The sequence below is a fragment of the Pseudomonas sp. M1 genome (genome assembly GCF_022760135.1).
Classification (GTDB): Bacteria; Pseudomonadota; Gammaproteobacteria; order Pseudomonadales; family Pseudomonadaceae; genus Pseudomonas; species Pseudomonas citronellolis.
The window spans coordinates 6,594,512-6,611,253 of record NZ_CP094343.1 but is presented as its reverse complement, the minus strand read 5'-3'; the positions used below and the strand labels follow the sequence as shown (position 1 = coordinate 6,611,253).

General features: G+C 67.2%; 13 protein-coding genes. 9 read left to right on the top strand and 4 right to left on the bottom strand.

Going from position 1 to position 16,742, the window contains the following annotated elements; all coding sequences use genetic code 11:
- The first annotated feature begins 142 nt into the window (after nucleotides 1-142).
- The 4 genes from PM1_RS29395 to choV all read left to right on the top strand — a co-directional run bounded on the left by PM1_RS29395 (nucleotide 143) and on the right by choV (nucleotide 4,243).
- A complete protein-coding gene (locus PM1_RS29395; protein ID WP_372241070.1) occupies nucleotides 143-1,018 on the top strand; it encodes a choline ABC transporter substrate-binding protein in 876 nt (291 codons plus the stop codon).
- 220 nt (nucleotides 1,019-1,238) lie between these two features.
- Nucleotides 1,239-2,177, top strand: coding sequence for a choline ABC transporter substrate-binding protein (locus PM1_RS29390; protein ID WP_009614794.1), 939 nt, complete (start codon nucleotides 1,239-1,241; stop codon nucleotides 2,175-2,177).
- Between the two features lie 41 nt (nucleotides 2,178-2,218).
- Nucleotides 2,219-3,058 (top strand): choline ABC transporter permease subunit, encoded by an 840-nt coding sequence (gene choW / locus PM1_RS29385; protein WP_009614795.1) that lies wholly within the window; start codon nucleotides 2,219-2,221, stop codon nucleotides 3,056-3,058.
- A 6-nt stretch (nucleotides 3,059-3,064) separates the two neighbouring features.
- Complete coding sequence (choV, locus tag PM1_RS29380) at nucleotides 3,065-4,243, top strand: choline ABC transporter ATP-binding protein (protein ID WP_009614797.1); 1,179 nt, start codon at nucleotides 3,065-3,067, stop codon at nucleotides 4,241-4,243.
- 132 nt (nucleotides 4,244-4,375) lie between these two features.
- On the opposite strand, the gene PM1_RS29375 is transcribed toward choV, so the two are convergent.
- The 4 genes from PM1_RS29375 to PM1_RS29360 form a co-directional block, all read right to left on the bottom strand.
- Nucleotides 4,376-5,383: an alpha/beta fold hydrolase gene (locus PM1_RS29375; RefSeq protein WP_009614799.1), complete on the bottom strand. Its 1,008-nt coding sequence runs from the start codon at nucleotides 5,381-5,383 to the stop codon at nucleotides 4,376-4,378.
- A gap of 277 nt (nucleotides 5,384-5,660) precedes the next feature.
- Nucleotides 5,661-6,509 carry a helix-turn-helix transcriptional regulator gene (locus PM1_RS29370; RefSeq protein WP_024128830.1) on the bottom strand — a complete coding sequence of 283 codons (849 nt, stop codon included), beginning with the start codon at nucleotides 6,507-6,509 and terminating at the stop codon, nucleotides 5,661-5,663.
- 53 nt (nucleotides 6,510-6,562) lie between these two features.
- Nucleotides 6,563-7,981, bottom strand: coding sequence for an aminotransferase (locus PM1_RS29365; RefSeq protein WP_009614803.1), 1,419 nt, complete (start codon nucleotides 7,979-7,981; stop codon nucleotides 6,563-6,565).
- A gap of 110 nt (nucleotides 7,982-8,091) precedes the next feature.
- Complete coding sequence (locus PM1_RS29360; protein ID WP_009614805.1) at nucleotides 8,092-9,195, bottom strand: polyamine ABC transporter substrate-binding protein; 1,104 nt, start codon at nucleotides 9,193-9,195, stop codon at nucleotides 8,092-8,094.
- A gap of 158 nt (nucleotides 9,196-9,353) precedes the next feature.
- On the opposite strand from PM1_RS29360, the gene PM1_RS29355 reads away from it, so the two are divergent.
- The 5 genes from PM1_RS29355 to PM1_RS29335 all read left to right on the top strand — a co-directional run bounded on the left by PM1_RS29355 (nucleotide 9,354) and on the right by PM1_RS29335 (nucleotide 16,381).
- Complete coding sequence (locus tag PM1_RS29355; protein WP_009614807.1) at nucleotides 9,354-10,001, top strand: TetR family transcriptional regulator C-terminal domain-containing protein; 648 nt, start codon at nucleotides 9,354-9,356, stop codon at nucleotides 9,999-10,001.
- 110 nt (nucleotides 10,002-10,111) lie between these two features.
- Nucleotides 10,112-10,852 carry a response regulator gene (locus PM1_RS29350; RefSeq protein WP_099049016.1) on the top strand — a complete coding sequence of 247 codons (741 nt, stop codon included), beginning with the start codon at nucleotides 10,112-10,114 and terminating at the stop codon, nucleotides 10,850-10,852.
- Nucleotides 10,853-10,854: 2 nt separating this feature from the next.
- Nucleotides 10,855-11,637, top strand: coding sequence for a substrate-binding periplasmic protein (locus PM1_RS29345; RefSeq protein WP_009614811.1), 783 nt, complete (start codon nucleotides 10,855-10,857; stop codon nucleotides 11,635-11,637).
- The gene (locus PM1_RS29340; RefSeq protein ID WP_009614813.1) at nucleotides 11,634-13,835 is read left to right on the top strand and encodes an ATP-binding protein; all 2,202 of its coding nucleotides are present in this window, start codon (nucleotides 11,634-11,636) and stop codon (nucleotides 13,833-13,835) included. Before PM1_RS29345 ends, PM1_RS29340 begins: the two co-directional genes overlap by 4 nt.
- A 1,142-nt stretch (nucleotides 13,836-14,977) precedes the next feature.
- Nucleotides 14,978-16,381: an amino acid permease gene (locus PM1_RS29335; RefSeq protein WP_009614815.1), complete on the top strand. Its 1,404-nt coding sequence runs from the start codon at nucleotides 14,978-14,980 to the stop codon at nucleotides 16,379-16,381.
- The last annotated feature ends 361 nt before the right edge of the window (nucleotides 16,382-16,742 follow it).

Here is a 16,742-nt window from a genome sequence, read left to right as displayed (position 1 = left end):
GGTGTTTCATGATGAACGGTCGACGAACGGCTAGGGTTTCGCCTTCGGACCTGCGCTTGACCCCTCCCCGTAATTGCTAGAGGCTGACCTCATGAAGTGTTTTCTGTTGTCGCTGTTGGCGTTACCCGTTCTTTGCTCAGGCCTGGCCCAGGCCGCCGAACCACAGTCCTGCTCGCTGGTCCGTTTCGCCGATGTCGGCTGGACCGACATCACTGTCACCACCGCCGTCACCCGCCTGGTGCTCAGTGAACAGGGCTACCGCACCAAGGTCGAGCGTCTCTCCGTCCCCGATACCTACAAGGCCATGGCCGAGAAGCGCATCGACGTCTTCCTCGGCAACTGGATGCCGAGCATGGCCGCGGACATCAAGCCCTACGCCGACAACGGCCAGGTGCAGACGGTGCGCGCCAACCTGGAGGGCGCCAAGTACACCCTCGCCGTTCCCCAGTATGCCTACGACGCCGGCCTGAAGAGCTTCGCCGACATCGCCAGGTTCAAGGAGCAGTTGGGCGGCAAGATCTACGGCATCGAGCCGGGCAACGACGGCAACCAATTGATCCGCAAGATGATCGCCGAGAAGGCCTTCGGCCTGGGCGACTTCCAGCTGGTGGAGTCCAGCGAGGCCGACATGCTCGCCTCGGTGCGCCGCGCCGGCGCCCTCAAGCAGCCGATCGTGTTCCTCGGCTGGGAACCGCACCCGATGAACACCCGCCTGCAGATGCGCTACCTGGAAGGCGGCGATGCCTATTTCGGCCCGAACTACGGCGGCGCCACCGTCTACACCAACGTCAGGGCCGGCTATCTTGATGAATGCCCGAACGTCGCGCAGCTGCTGCGCAACCTGAAATTCGACCTGGCCATGGAGAACCGCCTGATGGACGCGGTGCTCAACGAACGGAGCAATCCGCGCCAGGCCGCCAAGGACTGGTTGCAGGCCAACCCGCAGGTGCGCGACGCCTGGCTCAAGGGCGTGCAGCCGCGCGCCCAGGCCCAGTCCAAGGCCGTCGCCCAGCAGTGAGAGCGACGCCGCCGGGACGCCGGAACAGGGCCGTGGAACTGGATGCGACACCCCTGGTGCTGATTGCGACTTCGCCTGCACTGGTTGCGACGCACCCGGTATGCGGCGGATTTTTCCTGTTCCATGATCGTTTCCGAATCGACGAAGAAAGGGCCCGCGTCCCGGCGCGGCCCACCTAGAAACCCACGCAGATCGCCCCATCCCGTAGAGGAGTACGCTCATGAAAGGTTGCAAGTCTTTGCTACTGGCTGTGTCCCTGAGTACGCCGCTGGTGGTTCAGGCCGCTGAACCTGAGTCGTGCGGCACGGTTCGCTTCTCCGACGTCGGCTGGACCGACATCACCGTCACCACCGCGACCACTCGCCAGGTGCTGGAGTCGCTCGGCTACACCACCAAGGTGAACATGCTTTCCGTGCCGGTGACCTATCGCTCGCTGGCGAACAAGGACCTCGACGTCTTCCTCGGCAACTGGATGCCGAGCATGGCCAACGACATCAAGCCCTACGCCGACAACGGCTCGGTGGAAACCGTGCGGGCCAACCTGGAGGGCGCCAAGTACACCCTGGCGGTCACCCAGGCGGCCTACGACGGCGGGCTGAAGACCTTCGCCGACATCGCCAGGTTCTCCGACAAGCTCGGCGGCAAGATCTACGGCATCGAGCCGGGCAACGACGGCAACCGCCTGGTCCAGGGCATGATCGACAAGAACCAGTTCGACCTGGGCAAGTTCAAGCTGGTGGAGTCCAGCGAGGCCGGCATGCTCTCGCAGGTGGGCCGCGCCGACCGCCGCAGCCAGTGGATCGTGTTCCTCGGCTGGGAACCGCACCCGATGAACACCCGCTTCAAGATGCAGTACCTGCAGGGTGGCGATGACGTGTTCGGCCCCAACTACGGCGGCGCGACCATCTACACCAACGTGCGCAAGGGCTACGTCCAGGAATGCCCGAACGTCGGCAAGCTGCTGACCAACCTCACTTTCACCCTGGACATGGAAAACAAACTGATGGACGCCGTGCTCAACGAGGGCAAGAAGCCCGAGGACGCGGCCAAGGCCTGGTTGAAGGATCACCCGGAACTGCTCGATGCCTGGCTGGCTGGCGTCACCACGCGTGACGGCAAGCCGGCGCTCGCCGCGGCCAAGGTCGCTTTCGCCAAGTGACCCTGGCCGGTCGCTTCCACCTTGCTTGATGGGCCCGCACTATGTTTCTGACTGAACACAAGATCCCCCTCGGTGAGCACATCGCCGCCTTCGTCGACTGGCTCACCCGCCATGGTTCGGCGGTCTTCGACAAGATCTCGGACGTCCTCGAGTTCCTCATCCACGGTGTCACCGGCGGGTTGCTGTGGTTCCACCCGCTGCTGCTCACCGCCATCATGGTGGGCCTGGTGCACTTCATCCAGCGCAGCATCGGCCTGACGCTGTTCGCCCTGGCCTCGCTGCTATTGATCCTCAACCTGGGCTACTGGCAGGAAACCATGGAGACCCTGGCCCAGGTCATCTTCGCCACCCTGGTGTGCGTCGCCATCGGCGTGCCCCTGGGCATCCTCGCGGCGCACAAGCCCTGGTTCTACACCGCCCTGCGCCCGCTGCTGGACCTGATGCAGACGGTGCCCACCTTCGTCTACCTGATCCCCACCCTGACGCTGTTCGGCCTGGGTGTGGTGCCGGGGCTGATCTCCACGGTGATCTTCGCCATCGCCGCGCCCATCCGCCTGACCTGCCTGGGCATCCAGGACGTGCCGGCGGAGCTGATGGACGCCGGCAAGGCCTTCGGCTGCTCGCGTTGGCAGCTGCTGACCCGAATCGAACTGCCGCACGCCATGCCCAGCATCGGCGCCGGCATCACCCAGTGCATCATGCTGTCGCTGTCGATGGTGGTGATTTCCGCGCTGGTAGGCGCCGACGGCCTCGGCAAGCCGGTGGTGAACGCGCTGAACACCGCGGACATCTCCCTGGGCTTCGAGGCCGGCCTGGCCATCGTCCTGCTCGCCATCCTGCTCGACCGGGTGTGCAAGCAACGCTCGCTGCGGGGGAGGTAAGCAACCATGGCTGCGATTGAATTCAAGAACGTCGATGTGATCTTCGGCAAGAACACCAAGGAAGCCCTGCGCCTGCTCGACGAAGGCCTGGGCCGTCAGGAAATCCTCAAGCGCACCGGCCAGGTGCTGGGCGTGGAGGACGCCAACCTGGACGTCGAGCGCGGTGAAATCTGCGTGATGATGGGCCTGTCCGGCTCAGGCAAGTCGAGCCTGCTGCGCTGCATCAACGGCCTCAATACGGTCAGCCGCGGCAAGCTGCTGATCGAGCACGAAGGCCAGCAGGTGGACGTCGCCAACTGCTCGCCGGCGACGCTCAAGACCATGCGCACCAAGCGCATCGCCATGGTGTTCCAGAAGTTCGCCCTGATGCCCTGGCTGACCGTGGCCGAGAACATCGGCTTCGGCCTGGAGATGCAGGGCCGCCCGGCCGCCGAGCGCAAGAAGGTGATCGACGAGAAGCTCGAACTGGTGGGCCTGTCGCAGTGGCGCGACAAGCGCCCGGACGAACTCTCCGGCGGCATGCAGCAGCGCGTCGGCCTGGCCCGCGCGCTGGCCATGGACGGCGACATCCTGCTGATGGACGAGCCCTTCTCGGCGCTGGACCCGCTGATCCGCCAGCAGCTGCAGGACGAACTGCTGGTGCTGCAACGCCAGCTGCACAAGACCATCGTCTTCGTCAGCCACGACCTGGACGAGGCGCTGAAGATCGGCTCGCGCATCGCCATCATGAAGGACGGCCGCATCATCCAGCACAGCAAGCCCGAGGAGATCGTGCTGAACCCGGCGGACGACTACGTGCGCACCTTCGTCGCCCACACCAACCCGCTCAACGTGCTGTGCGGCTCCAGCCTGATGCGCGGCCTGGACCAGTGCCGCCGGCAGGACGGCGAGGTGTGCTTCGACCAGGGCCGCGACTGCTGGATCGGCCTCACCGAGACCAACCAGATCAAGACCGCGCGCCAGGGCAGCAACATCATCGACCTGCAGCAATGGCGCCCGGGCGACCCGGTGGAAAAGCTCAAGCACGAGCCGACCCTGGTGGACGTCAGCATCCGCATGCGCGACGCCCTGCAGATCCGCTACCAGACCGGCCACAAGCTGGTGCTGCAGGAGCAGAGCCGCGTGGTCGGCGTGCTCGGCGACAGCGAGCTGTACCACGCGCTGCTGGGCAAGAACCTGGGCTGACGGGGTCGAGGCAACGAAAACGCCGGGCAGATGCCCGGCGTTTTCGTTTTGCGCGGAGTTTCTCCTGCACTTCGTAGGATGGGTTTCGCAGGCTCAACCCATCCTACGAAGCGCCCATCGGTGCAGCCACTCTCAATGCTTGAGGTCCGCCAGGCCCTTGAGCAGCGCCGCGTGGAAGGCCTGCGGGTCCTGGATCTGCGGCGCGTGGCCGAGCTTGTCGAACTCCACCAGGGTGGCGTGGGGGATGGCCTGGGCGGTGCGCTTGCCCAGCTCGGCGTAGTTGCCCAGCTTGGCGCGCAGCGGCTCGGGGGCCACGTCCTTGCCGATCGCGGTGTTGTCCTGGGTGCCGATCATCAGCAGGGTGGGCGCCTGGATCTGGCCGAACTCGTAGACCACCGGCTGGGTGAAGATCATGTCGTACTGCAGCGCCGAGTTCCACGCCACGCGCTCGTGGCCGGAGCCGTTGTACAGGCCGGCGAGCATGTTCACCCACTTGTCGTACTCCGGCTTCCACTGGCCGGCGTAGTAGGTGGCTTGCTCGTACTTGCGGATGCTCTCGGCGCTGGTCTTCAGCTCGCGCTCGTACCACTGGTCCGGGGTGCGGTAGGGCACGCCCAGGGCCTTCCAGTCCTCAAGGCCGATGGGGTTGACCAGCACCAGCTGCTCGACCTGCTGCGGGTACATCAGCGCGTAGCGCGCGGCGAGCATGCCGCCGGTGGAGTGGCCGAGCATGGTCACCTTGTGCAGCCTGAGCTTGTCCAGCAGGGCGTGGGTGTTGCTGGCCAGTTGCTGGAAGCTGTACTGGTAGTGCTCCGGCTTGGTCGACTTGCAGAAACCGATCTGGTCCGGCGCCACCACCCGGTAGCCGGCGGCGCTGAGAGCGGCGATGCTCGCCTCCCAGGTGCCGGCGCAGAAGTTCTTGCCGTGCAGCAGCACCACCGCGCGGCCGTTGGGCTTGGCCGGCTTCACGTCGATGTAGGCCATGTGCACGTGCTTGCCCTGGGAGGCGAAGCTGAAGTGTCCCACCGGGTAGGCGTAGTTGAAGCGTTCCAGTTCGGGACCGTAGTTCGGCCGGGTTTCGGCGGCCTGCAGCGGCAGGGCGGCGGCCAGCAGCAGGGCGGGGAGCCAGCGTCGGAACATGGGGTTTCCTCGGGAGGGCGGGGGAATGCTCTAGCATGCCTGGGGAGGCTTGAGGCTCACAAGGGCGTAGGGCGGATAACCGTTCGCGGTTATCCGCCGTTTGACCGGGGTTGCGTAACGCTGCGGAGTGGAGCACGCAGTCACGGCGATGGGTATCGCTGCGCTCAACGCCATCCTACGAGAAGCCGTGCCTATCCGTATTGTAGGAGCGGGCCCTGCCCGCGAATCGCGCGCAGGGCGCGCTCCTACAGGTGACTCCGTTCGCGATGGCGGCGTTTCAGGCGGGCCCGTCGCGGGTCAGCCAGTCGATGAACAGCGAGAACAGCTCCGCCTGGGAGTTGATCTCCAGCTTGGTGTAGAGGTGCTTGCGGTGCATGCGCACCGTCTCCGGCGAGATGTCCAGCACCCGCGCGCTGGACTTCACCGAGTGGCCGCGCAGCAGCAAGTGGGCGATTTCCCGTTCGCGTTCGGTCAGGCAGTCGCCGCCGAAGTTCATGAAGGCTTCGCGGATGTGCCGGTTCAGCGCCGCCGCCGGTTGCGCGCCGGCGTCGCCGCCGGCCAGCAGCAGGTCGAGGCCGCCGCGGCTCTCGAACTGCCGGCACAGCTCGCGCACCAGCGGCAGCGCGGCGCGCAGCAGTTCGGTCTGTTCCTCGCTGAAGCGCGCGCCGCTGCGGCCCTGGTACACGCACAGGGAAAGCTTGCGCTGGGCGTCCAGGTCGACGATGTAGTGGCTGTCTTCCACCGAGCCGCACTTGAGGTAGTAGGTCTTGTAGTACTCGCTGGCGAAGAAGTCGTCCGGGGCGATTTCCGCCAGCGGGTAGAAGCCCTCGGCCAGGCCGCCTTCCATGGCCAGGCAGAAGGGGTCGAGCAGGTAGCCGCGGGCGTAGTAGCGCTCGGTCAGCGGCTCGCGGTATTGCGCGGGGATGCCGTGCTGGAACAGGTGGCGCGGCGGCTGGCCCTTGCGCTCCAGGCCGAACAGCGAGGACTCGATGGGCACCAGCGCGCCGAGCGCCTCCACCAGCCGCGCCGGGAACTCCGCCGTGGCCACCGCCGCCATGGCGCGCGCCAGCCCCGCATGCCAGGCATGCAGGGCCGGGCTGTTGGGTGGGGTGGCCGGTGTGCTCATGGTCGGCAGCATACGGCCGCCGCCGACCAGGTGCAAAGCGCCGTGTCCGCGCATCAGTGCCCCGCGTAGTCGCCGCTGCGCTTGAGGTCCTCGGCAGTTTCGAGAATCGCCTCGCGCAGGGTGTCGACCACTTCGTCGACCTGCTCGCGGGTGATGGTCAGCGGCGGCGACATCACGTTCAGGTGCACGATGGGGCGCACCAGCAGGCCGCGCTTCTGCGCGCGCAGGTGGATCTTCTCGCCGATGTTCAGCTCCTCGGGGAACAGCGTCTTGCTGCGCTTGTCGGCGACGAACTCGACGCAGGCCATCAGCTTCTGGCAGCGCACGTCGCCCACCAGCGGCAGCTCGGCCAGCTCTTTCAGGCGCTGCTCCAGGTAGGCGCCGACGTCCTTGACGTGTTCCAGCAGGTTCTCGCGCTGGATGATCTCGATGTTCTTCAGCGCCGAGATGCAGCTCACCGGGTGCCCGCTGTAGGTGAAGCCGTGGCTGAAGCAGCGGCCCTGGTTCGGCTCGGCGATCACCTTCCAGATACGGCCGGAGAAGATGCACGCGCCCAGCGGCAGGTAGCCGGAGGTCAGGCCCTTGGCGGTGGTGATGATGTCCGGCTGCATGCCGAACACGTCCTCGGAGGCGAAGAACGCGCCCAGGCGGCCGAAGGAGGTCACCACCTCGTCGGCGACGTAGAGCAGGTCGTACTTCCGGCACACCTCCCACATGCGCTTGTGGTAACCCTTGGGCGGGATGATCACGCCGCCCGAGCCCATGATCGGCTCGGCGAAGAAGGCCGCCACGTTGTCCGCGCCCAGTTCCAGGATCTTGTCCTCGAATTCCTTGACCAGGAACTCCAGGAAATCGCCCTCGGTCATGCCCGCCGGCGCGCGGTAGGGATTGGGGCAGGAAATGTGGTGGATGAAGTCCTTGAGGAAGTCGAACTCGGCCGGGTGGTCGGCGACCTTGCCGCCGAGCGACATGGTCAGGAAAGTCGAGCCGTGGTAGGCGTTGACGCGGCTGATGATGTGCTTCTTGGCGTGCTTGCCGCGGCAGTTCTGGTAGTACTGGATCAGCCGGTAGGCGGTGTCCACGGCGGTGGAGCCGCCGGTGGTGAGGAACACGTGGTCGAGGTCGCCCGGGGCCAGTTCGGCGAGCTTCTCGCAGAGCTGGATGGCGGTGACGTTGGCCATGTCGCAGAAGGGGTTGGAGTAGGCCAGCTGGCGCACCTGCTCGGCGATGGCCTCGGCCATTTCCTCGCGGCCCAGGCCGATGTTGGTGCACCACATGCCGCCCACGGCGTCCAGGTAGCGGTTGCCCTTGGTGTCGTAGATGTAGGCGCCCTGGCCTGCGGCAATGTTCAGCGCGCCGTTCTCGCGGTGGTCGTCGAACACGTGGTAGCCGTGCACGTAGTGGGCCTTGTCGGCGGCGACCAGCTTTTCGTCATCGAACTGGGCGAAGAAGGCGGCGGATGGGGTGGTCATGGCAGTACCTCGATAGTGCGGTTTCATCTCGTTAATTCCGTTTCCCTCTCCCTTCAGGGCGGGGCGCGCAGCCGAGGGCTGGGGAGAGGGGGCTCTTGAAAGTCAGCTCATCAGGTCCCCGTCTTCACCGCATTCCACGTCCGGGTGATCAGCCGCGTGGCCTTGGGCCCCTGGACCTTCTGGGTGAACAGCCGCGAACGCGTCTCGGCATCCGGGTAGATCGCCGGATCGTCACGCACCTCGCTGGCCAGCAGCGGCTTGGCCGCGCCGTTGCTGGTGGCGTAGCGGATGTAGTCGCTGACGTCGGCGGCCACCTTCGGCTGCAGCATGTACTCGATGAACTTGTGGGCGTTGGCCACGTGCGGCGCGTCGGCCGGGATGTAGAAGTCGTCGAACCAGATCAGCGAGCCTTCCCTGGGCACGAAGTAGCCCAGCTTGACCTTGGCCCCGGCCTCGTCGGCGCGGGCCTGGGCGGTGGCGTAGTCGCCGGACCAGGTCATGGCCATGCACTGGTCGCCGTTGGCCAGGCCGTTGAGGTAGCTGGTGGAGTCGAACTTGCGGATGTACGGGCGGATCGACTGCAGCAGGTCCTGGGCGGCCTTGAGGTCCTCGGGGTTGGCGCTGTTCGGGTCGCGCTTGAGGTAGGCCAGGGCCAGCGGGATGACGTCGGTGGGCGAGTCGATGATGGTCACCCCGCAGTCGGCGAATTTCGACACCACCTTGGGATCGAACAGCATCGCCAGCGAACCGATGGGTGCGTCGGGCATGCGCTGCTTGATCTTCTCGATGTTGTAGGTGATGCCGTTGCTGCCCCAGGTGTAGGGCGCCGAGTACTGCACGCCCGGGTCGTAGTGGTCCAGGTGCTTGAGCACCTCGGCGTCGAGGTTGCTCCAGCTGGGCAGCCTGCTCTTGTCCAGCGGCTGGAACACCCCGGCCTTGAGCAGCGGCGGCACCAGCGCGGCGTTGAGCACCACCAGGTCGTAGCCGGAGCGGCCGGGCAGCAGCTTGCCCTGCACCGTCTCGTAGGAGTCGAAGGTGTCGTAGACCACCTTGATCCCGGTGGCTTTCTCGAAGTCGGCGATGGTGTGTTCGCCGATGTAGTCGGTCCAGTTGTACAGCCTCAGCGTGTTGCCGCCGTCGGCGTCCGCGGCCTGGCCGAGCAAGGGGCTCAGCAGCAGGGCCGTGCCCAGGATCGCTGCGCAGGATTTGTACATGTCACTCCCACCTGTGGTTGTTGTTCGAGGGTCGTGTCGGCTGTGGCCACTGTCCGCCGCCGGCCGTCGCCGGGCCATTCCCCGAATGGGTGGGTGGGGCTGGTATGCTGTTGCACATTCGTTCAGATTGGCGGCCTCGGACACAGGAGCGGCAGGCGATGAACCAGGCAGTGCGCTTTTCCCGGCTGGAACCCGAACAGCGCAAGGCGCTGCTGATCGAGGCCACCCTGGCGTGCCTGAAGCAGCACGGCTTCCAGGGCGCGTCGATCCGCAAGATCTGCGCCGAGGCCGGGGTCTCGGTGGGGCTGATCAACCACCACTACGCGGGCAAGGACGAGCTGGTCGCCGAGGCCTACCTGACGGTCACCGGGCGCGTCATGCAGTTGCTGCGCGAAGCCATCGACCAGGCCGCGCCGGACCCTCGCGCACGCCTGTCGGCGTTCTTCCGCGCCTCGTTCAGCGCCGAGCTGCTCGACCCGCAGCTACTCGATGCCTGGCTGGCGTTCTGGGGCGCGGTGAAGACCGCCGAGGCGATCAACCGTGCCCACGACCATTCCTACGGCGAGTACCGCGCCCTGCTGGCCCAGGCGCTGAACCAATTGGCCGAAGAGGAAGGCTGGGCCGACTTCGATGCCGACCTCGCCGCCATCGCCCTGTCCGCCATGCTCGACGGCCTGTGGCTGGAATCCGGGCTGAACCCCAACACCTTCAGCCCCGAGCAGGGCATCCAGGTCTGCGAAGCCTGGGTCGACGGCCTGCAGGCCGGCGGGCGGCAGCGCTTCAGCCGTCGGCCGGCGGACTGTTGATCGGCCGTTCAGCAATCGCTACTCTGCGCCGGCCCCTGGGAAATTTCCCATGGGCGTCCATCCTCTAATAAGAAATCCGCCGCGACCTCGCCGGCGGCCGCAGCAGGGTATTGGCGATGGCTCCCCGTGTACTGATCGTCGACGACGATCCGCTGATCCACGAACTCCTCCAGTCCTACCTCGCCGGGGAGGGCTACGAGGTGGCCTGCGCCAGCACCGCCGAACAGGCCGAGGCCAGCCTGGCCGAAGCCGAGCAGGGCGGCCCGCCCTTCGACCTGGTGCTGCTGGACATCCGCCTGCCCGGCAAGGACGGCCTGACCCTCACCCGCGAACTGCGCGTGCGCTCGGAGGTGGGCATCATCCTCATCACCGGGCGCAACGACGACATCGACCGCATCGTCGGCCTGGAATGCGGCGCCGACGACTACGTGATCAAGCCGCCGAACCCGCGCGAGCTGGTGTCGCGGGCGAAGAACCTGATCCGCCGCGTGCGCCATGCCCGCGCCCCGGCCGCGGCGACGCCGGCGCGCCAGCCGCTGAAGCGCTTCGCCCAGTGGCGCCTGGACCCGGACCGCCGGCGCCTGGTCGACCGCGACGGCGGCGAAACCCTGCTCACCCACGGCGAGTTCCAGCTGCTCAGCGTGTTCCTGCGCAACAGCGGCCACACCCTCAGCCGCGACCAACTGATGGACCAGATCCGCAACCGCGAGTGGCTGCCCAACGACCGCTCCATCGATGTGCTGGTCGGCCGCCTGCGCCGCAAGCTGCGCGACGACCCGGCCGAACCCGAGCTGATCATCACCATCCACGGCGCCGGCTACCTGTTCACCGCCGCCCCCAGCGACGCCTGAACGTGCGCTGGCTGGCCCTGCTCGCCCTGGCGCTGCTCGTCCTGGCCCGGGGCGGCCTGGCGCCGGCCGCCGAGCGCGTGCGCTACTGCGACTATCCGGTGTACCCGCCGGTGTCCTGGAGCGACGGCCATGAAGTGCGCGGGCTGGCGCCACAGGTGGTGAAGCGCGTGCTCGGCGGGCTCGGCTACGACGTGCAGGTGGTGGTGCTGGGCAACTGGAAGCGCTGCCTGATGGACGCCGCCGCCGGGCGCGTCGACGTGGTGCTGGCCTACCGCACGGCGCAGCGCGACCAGGGCCTGGCCTTCGCCGAGGCGCCGGTGCTGCGCGAGGAGGTGGCGCTGTTCTACAACCGCCACAAGCCGGTGCGCTTCCAGACGCTCGACGACCTCTCCCATTACCGCGGCGGCCTGCTTTTCGGCGAGAGCTACGGCGCCGGGTTCGACCGCTTCGTCGCCAGCCACGACAACATCGAGTACGTCTCCGACAGCACGCAGAACTTCGGCAAGCTGATCCGCCAGCGCATCGACTTCATCCCCTACGAGCGGCGCACCGGGCGGCTGCTGGTCGAGCGCCTGCCCGGCGGCGCGGACATAGTAGACGCGCCGCAACCGATCACCGTCGACTACCTGCGCCTGGCGGTGTCGCGGCACTCGCCGTTGCAGGCGCGCCTGGGCGAGATCGACAAGGCCCTGCAACGCCTGCAGGCCGACGGCAGCCTGGCGCGCTGGCTGGATGAGAGCGAGCGCGACTACCGCGCCATGCTCGCCGCCGGGGCGCAACGATGAAGGCCCTGCGCGCCCCCGGCCCGCTGGCGCGGCGCCTGCTGCTGCGGGTGCTGGGCTTCAGTCTGTGCTTCACCCTGCTGGCCGGCGCCCTGCAGCTGTACCTGGAATACCGCCGCGAGATGCGCGACATCGAAACCCGTCTGGAGCTGATCCGCAGCGGCTACCTGGCCAGCTTCGAGCGCAGCCTGTGGGACCTCAACCAGGCCCAGCTCAACGTGCAACTGCACGGCCTGGTGGACTTCCCCGACATCGCCTGGGCCAGCCTGGCCAGCGCCGACTTCAACCTGATCCAGGGCGACATCCAGGCCCCCGGCCCGCTGCGCGTCGAGCACTTCCCGCTCAGCTACCAGCCGCCGGACGGCGAACTGCGCGCTCTCGGCGAGCTGGCCGTGGCCATCGACCAGGGCGCCGTGTACCGCCGCCTTTGGCACGGCGGGCTGAGCAACCTGCTGTGGATGGGTCTGTTCCTCTGCGGCCTGGCGGTGGCCCTGAGCTGGCTGTTCCACAAGCTGGTGACGCGCCACCTGGAGCGCATGGCCGAGTTCGCCGGGCGCATGGCCGGCGGCGACCTGCAACAGCCGCTGCGCCTGGACAAGCGCATCCGCGCCGAGGCCGACGAACTCGACACCGTGGCCCATTCCCTGGACGACATGCGCCAGGCCCTGCGCGAAGAGCGCGACGAACTGCAGCGCCAGGTCGAGCGGCGCACCGCCAGCCTGCGCCGGGCCAAGGACGAGGCCGAGGCGGCCAACGAGGCGAAGAGCCGCTTCCTGGCCACCATGAGCCACGAAATCCGCACCCCGCTCAACGGCATCCTCGGCATGGCCGAACTGCTGCGCGACGCGCCCCTGGGCGAGCTGGAACGCAAGCGCCTGCACGCCCTGCACAAGGCCGGCGAAGGCCTGCTGGCGGTGCTCAACGAAGTGCTGCACTTCGCCAAGCTGGAGGACGGCGCCAGCCTGCCGGAGCCGGTGGACTTCGACCTCGGCGAGCTGCTCGACGAGGTGCTGACGCTGCTGGAGCCCCGCGCGGCGGCCAATGCCACGCGCCTGTCGCTGCACCTGGACGACGACGTGCGCCGCCGTTGCCGCGGCGCCGAGCAGTTCCTCCGCCAGGTGCTGAGCAACCTGGTGGCCAACGCGGTGAAGTTCACCGAGGGCGGCGAAGTGCGCGTGGAGGTGGAACTGCTGGCGCAGCAGGGCGAAGGCCAGCGCCTGCGCTTCGCCGTGGTCGACGATGGCATCGGCATTCCCGAGGCGGTGCAGGCGCGCATCTTCGAACGCTTCACCCAGGCCAGCGAGGAAGTCACCCGCCGCTACGGCGGCAGCGGCCTGGGCCTGGCCATCAGCAAGCGCCTGGTGGAAGCCATGGGCGGACGCATCGGCGTGCGCAGCCGGGAAGGGCAGGGCAGCACCTTCTGGTTCGAGGTCGAGCTGCAAGCCGCGCTGGCTCCCGTGGTGGAACCGCAGGCGGCCCCGCGCAGCGAACGTGCCCTGAGCGTGCTGCTGGTGGAGGACGTGCCGCTCAATCGCGAAGTGGCCCAGGGCCTGCTGGAGCGCGACGGTCACGCCGTGCGCCTGGCCGAGGATGCCGAACCGGCGCTGGTCGCCTGTCGCGAGCAGGCCTTCGACCTGATCCTGCTGGACATGCACCTGCCGGGCCTGGGCGGCATCGAACTGTGCCGGGCGATCCGCGGCCAGGAGGGCGGGCGCAACCGGGAAACGCCGATCCTCGCCTTCACCGCCAGCGTGCAGCCGGCGCTGGTGCGCACCTACTTCGAAGCCGGCATGCAAGGCGTGCTGGCCAAGCCGTTGCGGGTCGATGATTTGCGCCGTGCGCTGGCCAGCCTGCACGCGCCTGTGCTCGAGCGCGAGGTGGATGGGGTGATCGACGAGCAGGTGCTGGCGACCCACCGTGAACTGCTGGGCGAGCACCGGGTGAAGGAACTGCTCGGCGTGCTGCGCGAGCTGCTGGCGCAGCAACTGCCGCTGCTCCACGAAGCCATCCGCGCCGGCGACGCCAGCGAGGCCGCCGGCCTGGCCCACCGCCTGGCGGGCAGTTGCCATTCCATGGGCCTACGCGGCCTGGGCGAATGCCTGCACGGCCTGGAAGAAGCGGCGCTGGCCGGCGAGCCCCTGCAAGCCTGGGCCGAAAGGCTCGACACGCAACTCCACGCCGCCAGGCCGCACCTCCTGTAGGAGCGAGCTTGCTCGCGAACGGATCCCCCCGGCGGCTGCGGTGCCATGCGGTTCGCGAGCAAGCTCGCTCCTACGAAAAGCACAGAATGCGCAGACCCAGCAGGGAGGCACGCGCATCCAGCAGGCACGGACGGTCCCCTCTCCCTTCAGGGAGAGGGTTGCGGGCTCCCAGATGAACTCCGTGCGTTCGGCTGACTCCGTCCCCTCTCCCCAGCCCTCGGCTGCGCGCCCCGCCCTGAAGGGAGAGGGGGCCGCACGGCAGGCTTGGACGTTTCGGCGTCAGCCGGTGCGTCCGAAAAGCCCCCGCTACAAATTCCTTTGCTCGCGAACGAATCTCCCGGCGGCTGCGGTGCCATGCGGTTCGCGAGCAAGCTCGTTCCTACGAAAAGCACAGAATGCGCAGACCCAGCGGGGAGGCACGCGCATACAGCAGGCACGGACGGTCCCCTCTCCCTTCAGGGAGAGGGTTAGGGAGAGGGTTGCGGGCTCCCAGATGAACTCCGTGCGTTCGGCTGACTCCGTCCCCTCTCCCCAGCCCTCGGCTGCGCGCCCCGCCCTGAAGGGCGAGGGGGCCGATCGGCAGGCTTGGATGTTTCGGCGTCAGCCGATGCGTCCGAAAAGCCCCCGCTACAAATTCCTTTGCTCGCGAACGAATCTCCCGGCGGCTGCGGTGCCATGCGGTTCGCGAGCAAGCTCGCTCCTACGAAAAGCACAGAATGCGCAGATCCAGCAGGGAGGCACGCATTCCCCGCTGGCACGGACAGTCCCCTCTCCCTTCAGGGAGAGGGTTAGGGAGAGGGTTGCGGGCTCCCAGATGAACTCCGTGCGTTCGGCTGACTCCGTTCCCTCTCCCCAGCCCTCGGCTGCGCGCCCCGCCCTGAAGGGAGAGGGGGCCGTTCGGCAGGCTTGGATGTTTCGGCGTCAGCCGGACGTTATCCCGAGGGCGTGGGGACTAGCCCGCTACAAATTCCTTACAGCTTTTTACATCTTCGATCCCGCCGTTCAACGCGACCTTACATCCCCTTCGAATAATCCGGCGGTATCCGTGCCCCGAGCCACGGCCTCTGACTGATTGGAGATAACAACAATGATCCAACGTAGAGTTCCGCTTCGCCGCGCCCGCCGTTTGCCGGAGGTGCGCCATGTCTGATTCGAAGATCCAGCTCACCCGCGCGCTCAAGAGCCGCCACATCTTCATGCTGTCCCTCGGCGGGGTGATCGGCACCGGCCTGTTCATGGGCGCCGGCGTCACCATCAACCAGGGCGGCCCGGCCGGCGCCGTGCTGGCCTACCTGGTGGCTGGCCTGCTGATGTATCTGGTGATGGTCTGCCTGGGCGAGCTGTCGGTGCAGATGCCCGTCTCCGGCTCCTTCCAGGCCCACGCCACGCGCTTCATCGGCCCGGCCACCGGGTTCATGATCGGCTGGGTGTACTGGATGAGCTGGGCTTCCACCGTCGGCCTGGAATTCACCGCCGCCGGCATGCTGATGACGCGCTGGTTCCCCGAGGTGCCGATCTGGCTCTGGTCGGGCTTCTTCGTGGTCGTGCTGTTCTCCCTCAACGCCCTGGCCACCCGCGCCTTCGGCGAGGCCGAGTACTGGTTCGCCGGGATCAAGGTCGCGGCCATCCTCGCCTTCATCATCGTCGGCGTGCTGGTGATCTTCGGCGGCATCCACCTCAACGACGGCGCACCCGCCCCCATGCTCGACAACCTGGTCGGCGACCAGCTGTTCCCCAACGGCCTGTCGGCGGTGTTCGCGGTGATGATGACGGTGGTCTACGCCTTCCAGGGCTGCGAGATCATGGGCGTGGCCGCCGGCGAGACCGACCAGCCGGAGAAGAGCATCCCCCGCGCCGTGCGCAACGTGGTGTTCCGCGTGCTGATCTTCTACGTGCTGGCGATCGTCGTGCTGGCCGCCATCGTCCCCTGGCAGCAGGCCGGGCTGGTGGAAAGCCCGTTCGTGCAGGTGTTCGACATGGTCGGCATCCCCTACGCGGCGGACCTGATGAACTTCGTCATCCTCACCGCCATCCTCTCGGTGGGCAACTCCGGCCTGTACGCCTCCACCCGCATCCTCTGGGCCATGTCCAAGACCGGCATGGCGCCCAAGGGCCTGTCCAAACTCAGTTCCCGCGGCGTGCCGCTGTACGCGTTGCTGATCAGCCTGGCCTTCGCCCTGCTCTCGCTGCTGACCAGCGTGGTCGCCGCCGACACCCTGTTCATGGTGCTGATGGCGGTGAGCGGCATGTCCGGCACCGTGACCTGGATCGTCATCGCCTACGCCCAGTACCGTTTCCGCCGCGAACACATGGCCAAGGGCGGCACGGTGGCCGACCTGAAATACGCCGCGCCGCTGTTCCCGCTGATCCCCCTGGCCTGCATCGCCATCTGCTGCGCGCTGTTCGTGTTCCTGGCCCTGGACCCGACCCAGCGCCCGTCGCTGTACTGGGGCTTCGGCTTCATCGCCGCCTGCTACCTGGCCTACTACGTGCTCAAGCGCAAGCGCCCGCAGGTGATCGATGAGGCGCTGCCGAGCGTCGGTTGAGCCCACGAAGCCCCGCCCCGCGGGGCTTTTCGCTTTTCGGCCTTTCGTAGGATGGCGTTGAGCGAAGCGATACCCATCACCGCAACCGCATGGGTTTCGCAAGCTCAACCCATCCTACGAAAAGCCGTGCTTCCTGGAACCGTAGGAGACTTCGTCCGCGAAGGCCCGCAGGGCCGTTTGTGCGAAGTTGTAACAAGGTCCCGGGGAAAACCCTTCCGAATGCCCACAGCCCCCGCACCACGTGGCCTTCCCGCCGTCCGGCGGGGCGTTACAAGCCCCCCGAACGGGTGCATTGCCGTCTTGTTGAACACTTGTTTAGTATGGTGGCCAACACCGCCCTCATGCGACAACAACAACGAGG

What these genes read in the sequence shown, in the direction of transcription:
- PM1_RS29390 (WP_009614794.1), top strand. Translation starts at nt 1,239, where the DNA reads ATGAAAGGTTGCAAGTCTTTGCTACTGGCTGTGTCCCTGAGTACGCCG.
- choW (WP_009614795.1), top strand. Translation starts at nt 2,219, where the DNA reads ATGTTTCTGACTGAACACAAGATCCCCCTCGGTGAGCACATCGCCGCC.
- choV (WP_009614797.1), top strand. Translation starts at nt 3,065, where the DNA reads ATGGCTGCGATTGAATTCAAGAACGTCGATGTGATCTTCGGCAAGAAC.
- PM1_RS29375 (WP_009614799.1), bottom strand. Translation starts at nt 5,383, where the DNA reads ATGTTCCGACGCTGGCTCCCCGCCCTGCTGCTGGCCGCCGCCCTGCCG.
- PM1_RS29370 (WP_024128830.1), bottom strand. Translation starts at nt 6,509, where the DNA reads ATGAGCACACCGGCCACCCCACCCAACAGCCCGGCCCTGCATGCCTGG.
- PM1_RS29365 (WP_009614803.1), bottom strand. Translation starts at nt 7,981, where the DNA reads ATGACCACCCCATCCGCCGCCTTCTTCGCCCAGTTCGATGACGAAAAG.
- PM1_RS29360 (WP_009614805.1), bottom strand. Translation starts at nt 9,195, where the DNA reads ATGTACAAATCCTGCGCAGCGATCCTGGGCACGGCCCTGCTGCTGAGC.
- PM1_RS29355 (WP_009614807.1), top strand. Translation starts at nt 9,354, where the DNA reads ATGAACCAGGCAGTGCGCTTTTCCCGGCTGGAACCCGAACAGCGCAAG.
- PM1_RS29340 (WP_009614813.1), top strand. Translation starts at nt 11,634, where the DNA reads ATGAAGGCCCTGCGCGCCCCCGGCCCGCTGGCGCGGCGCCTGCTGCTG.
- PM1_RS29335 (WP_009614815.1), top strand. Translation starts at nt 14,978, where the DNA reads ATGTCTGATTCGAAGATCCAGCTCACCCGCGCGCTCAAGAGCCGCCAC.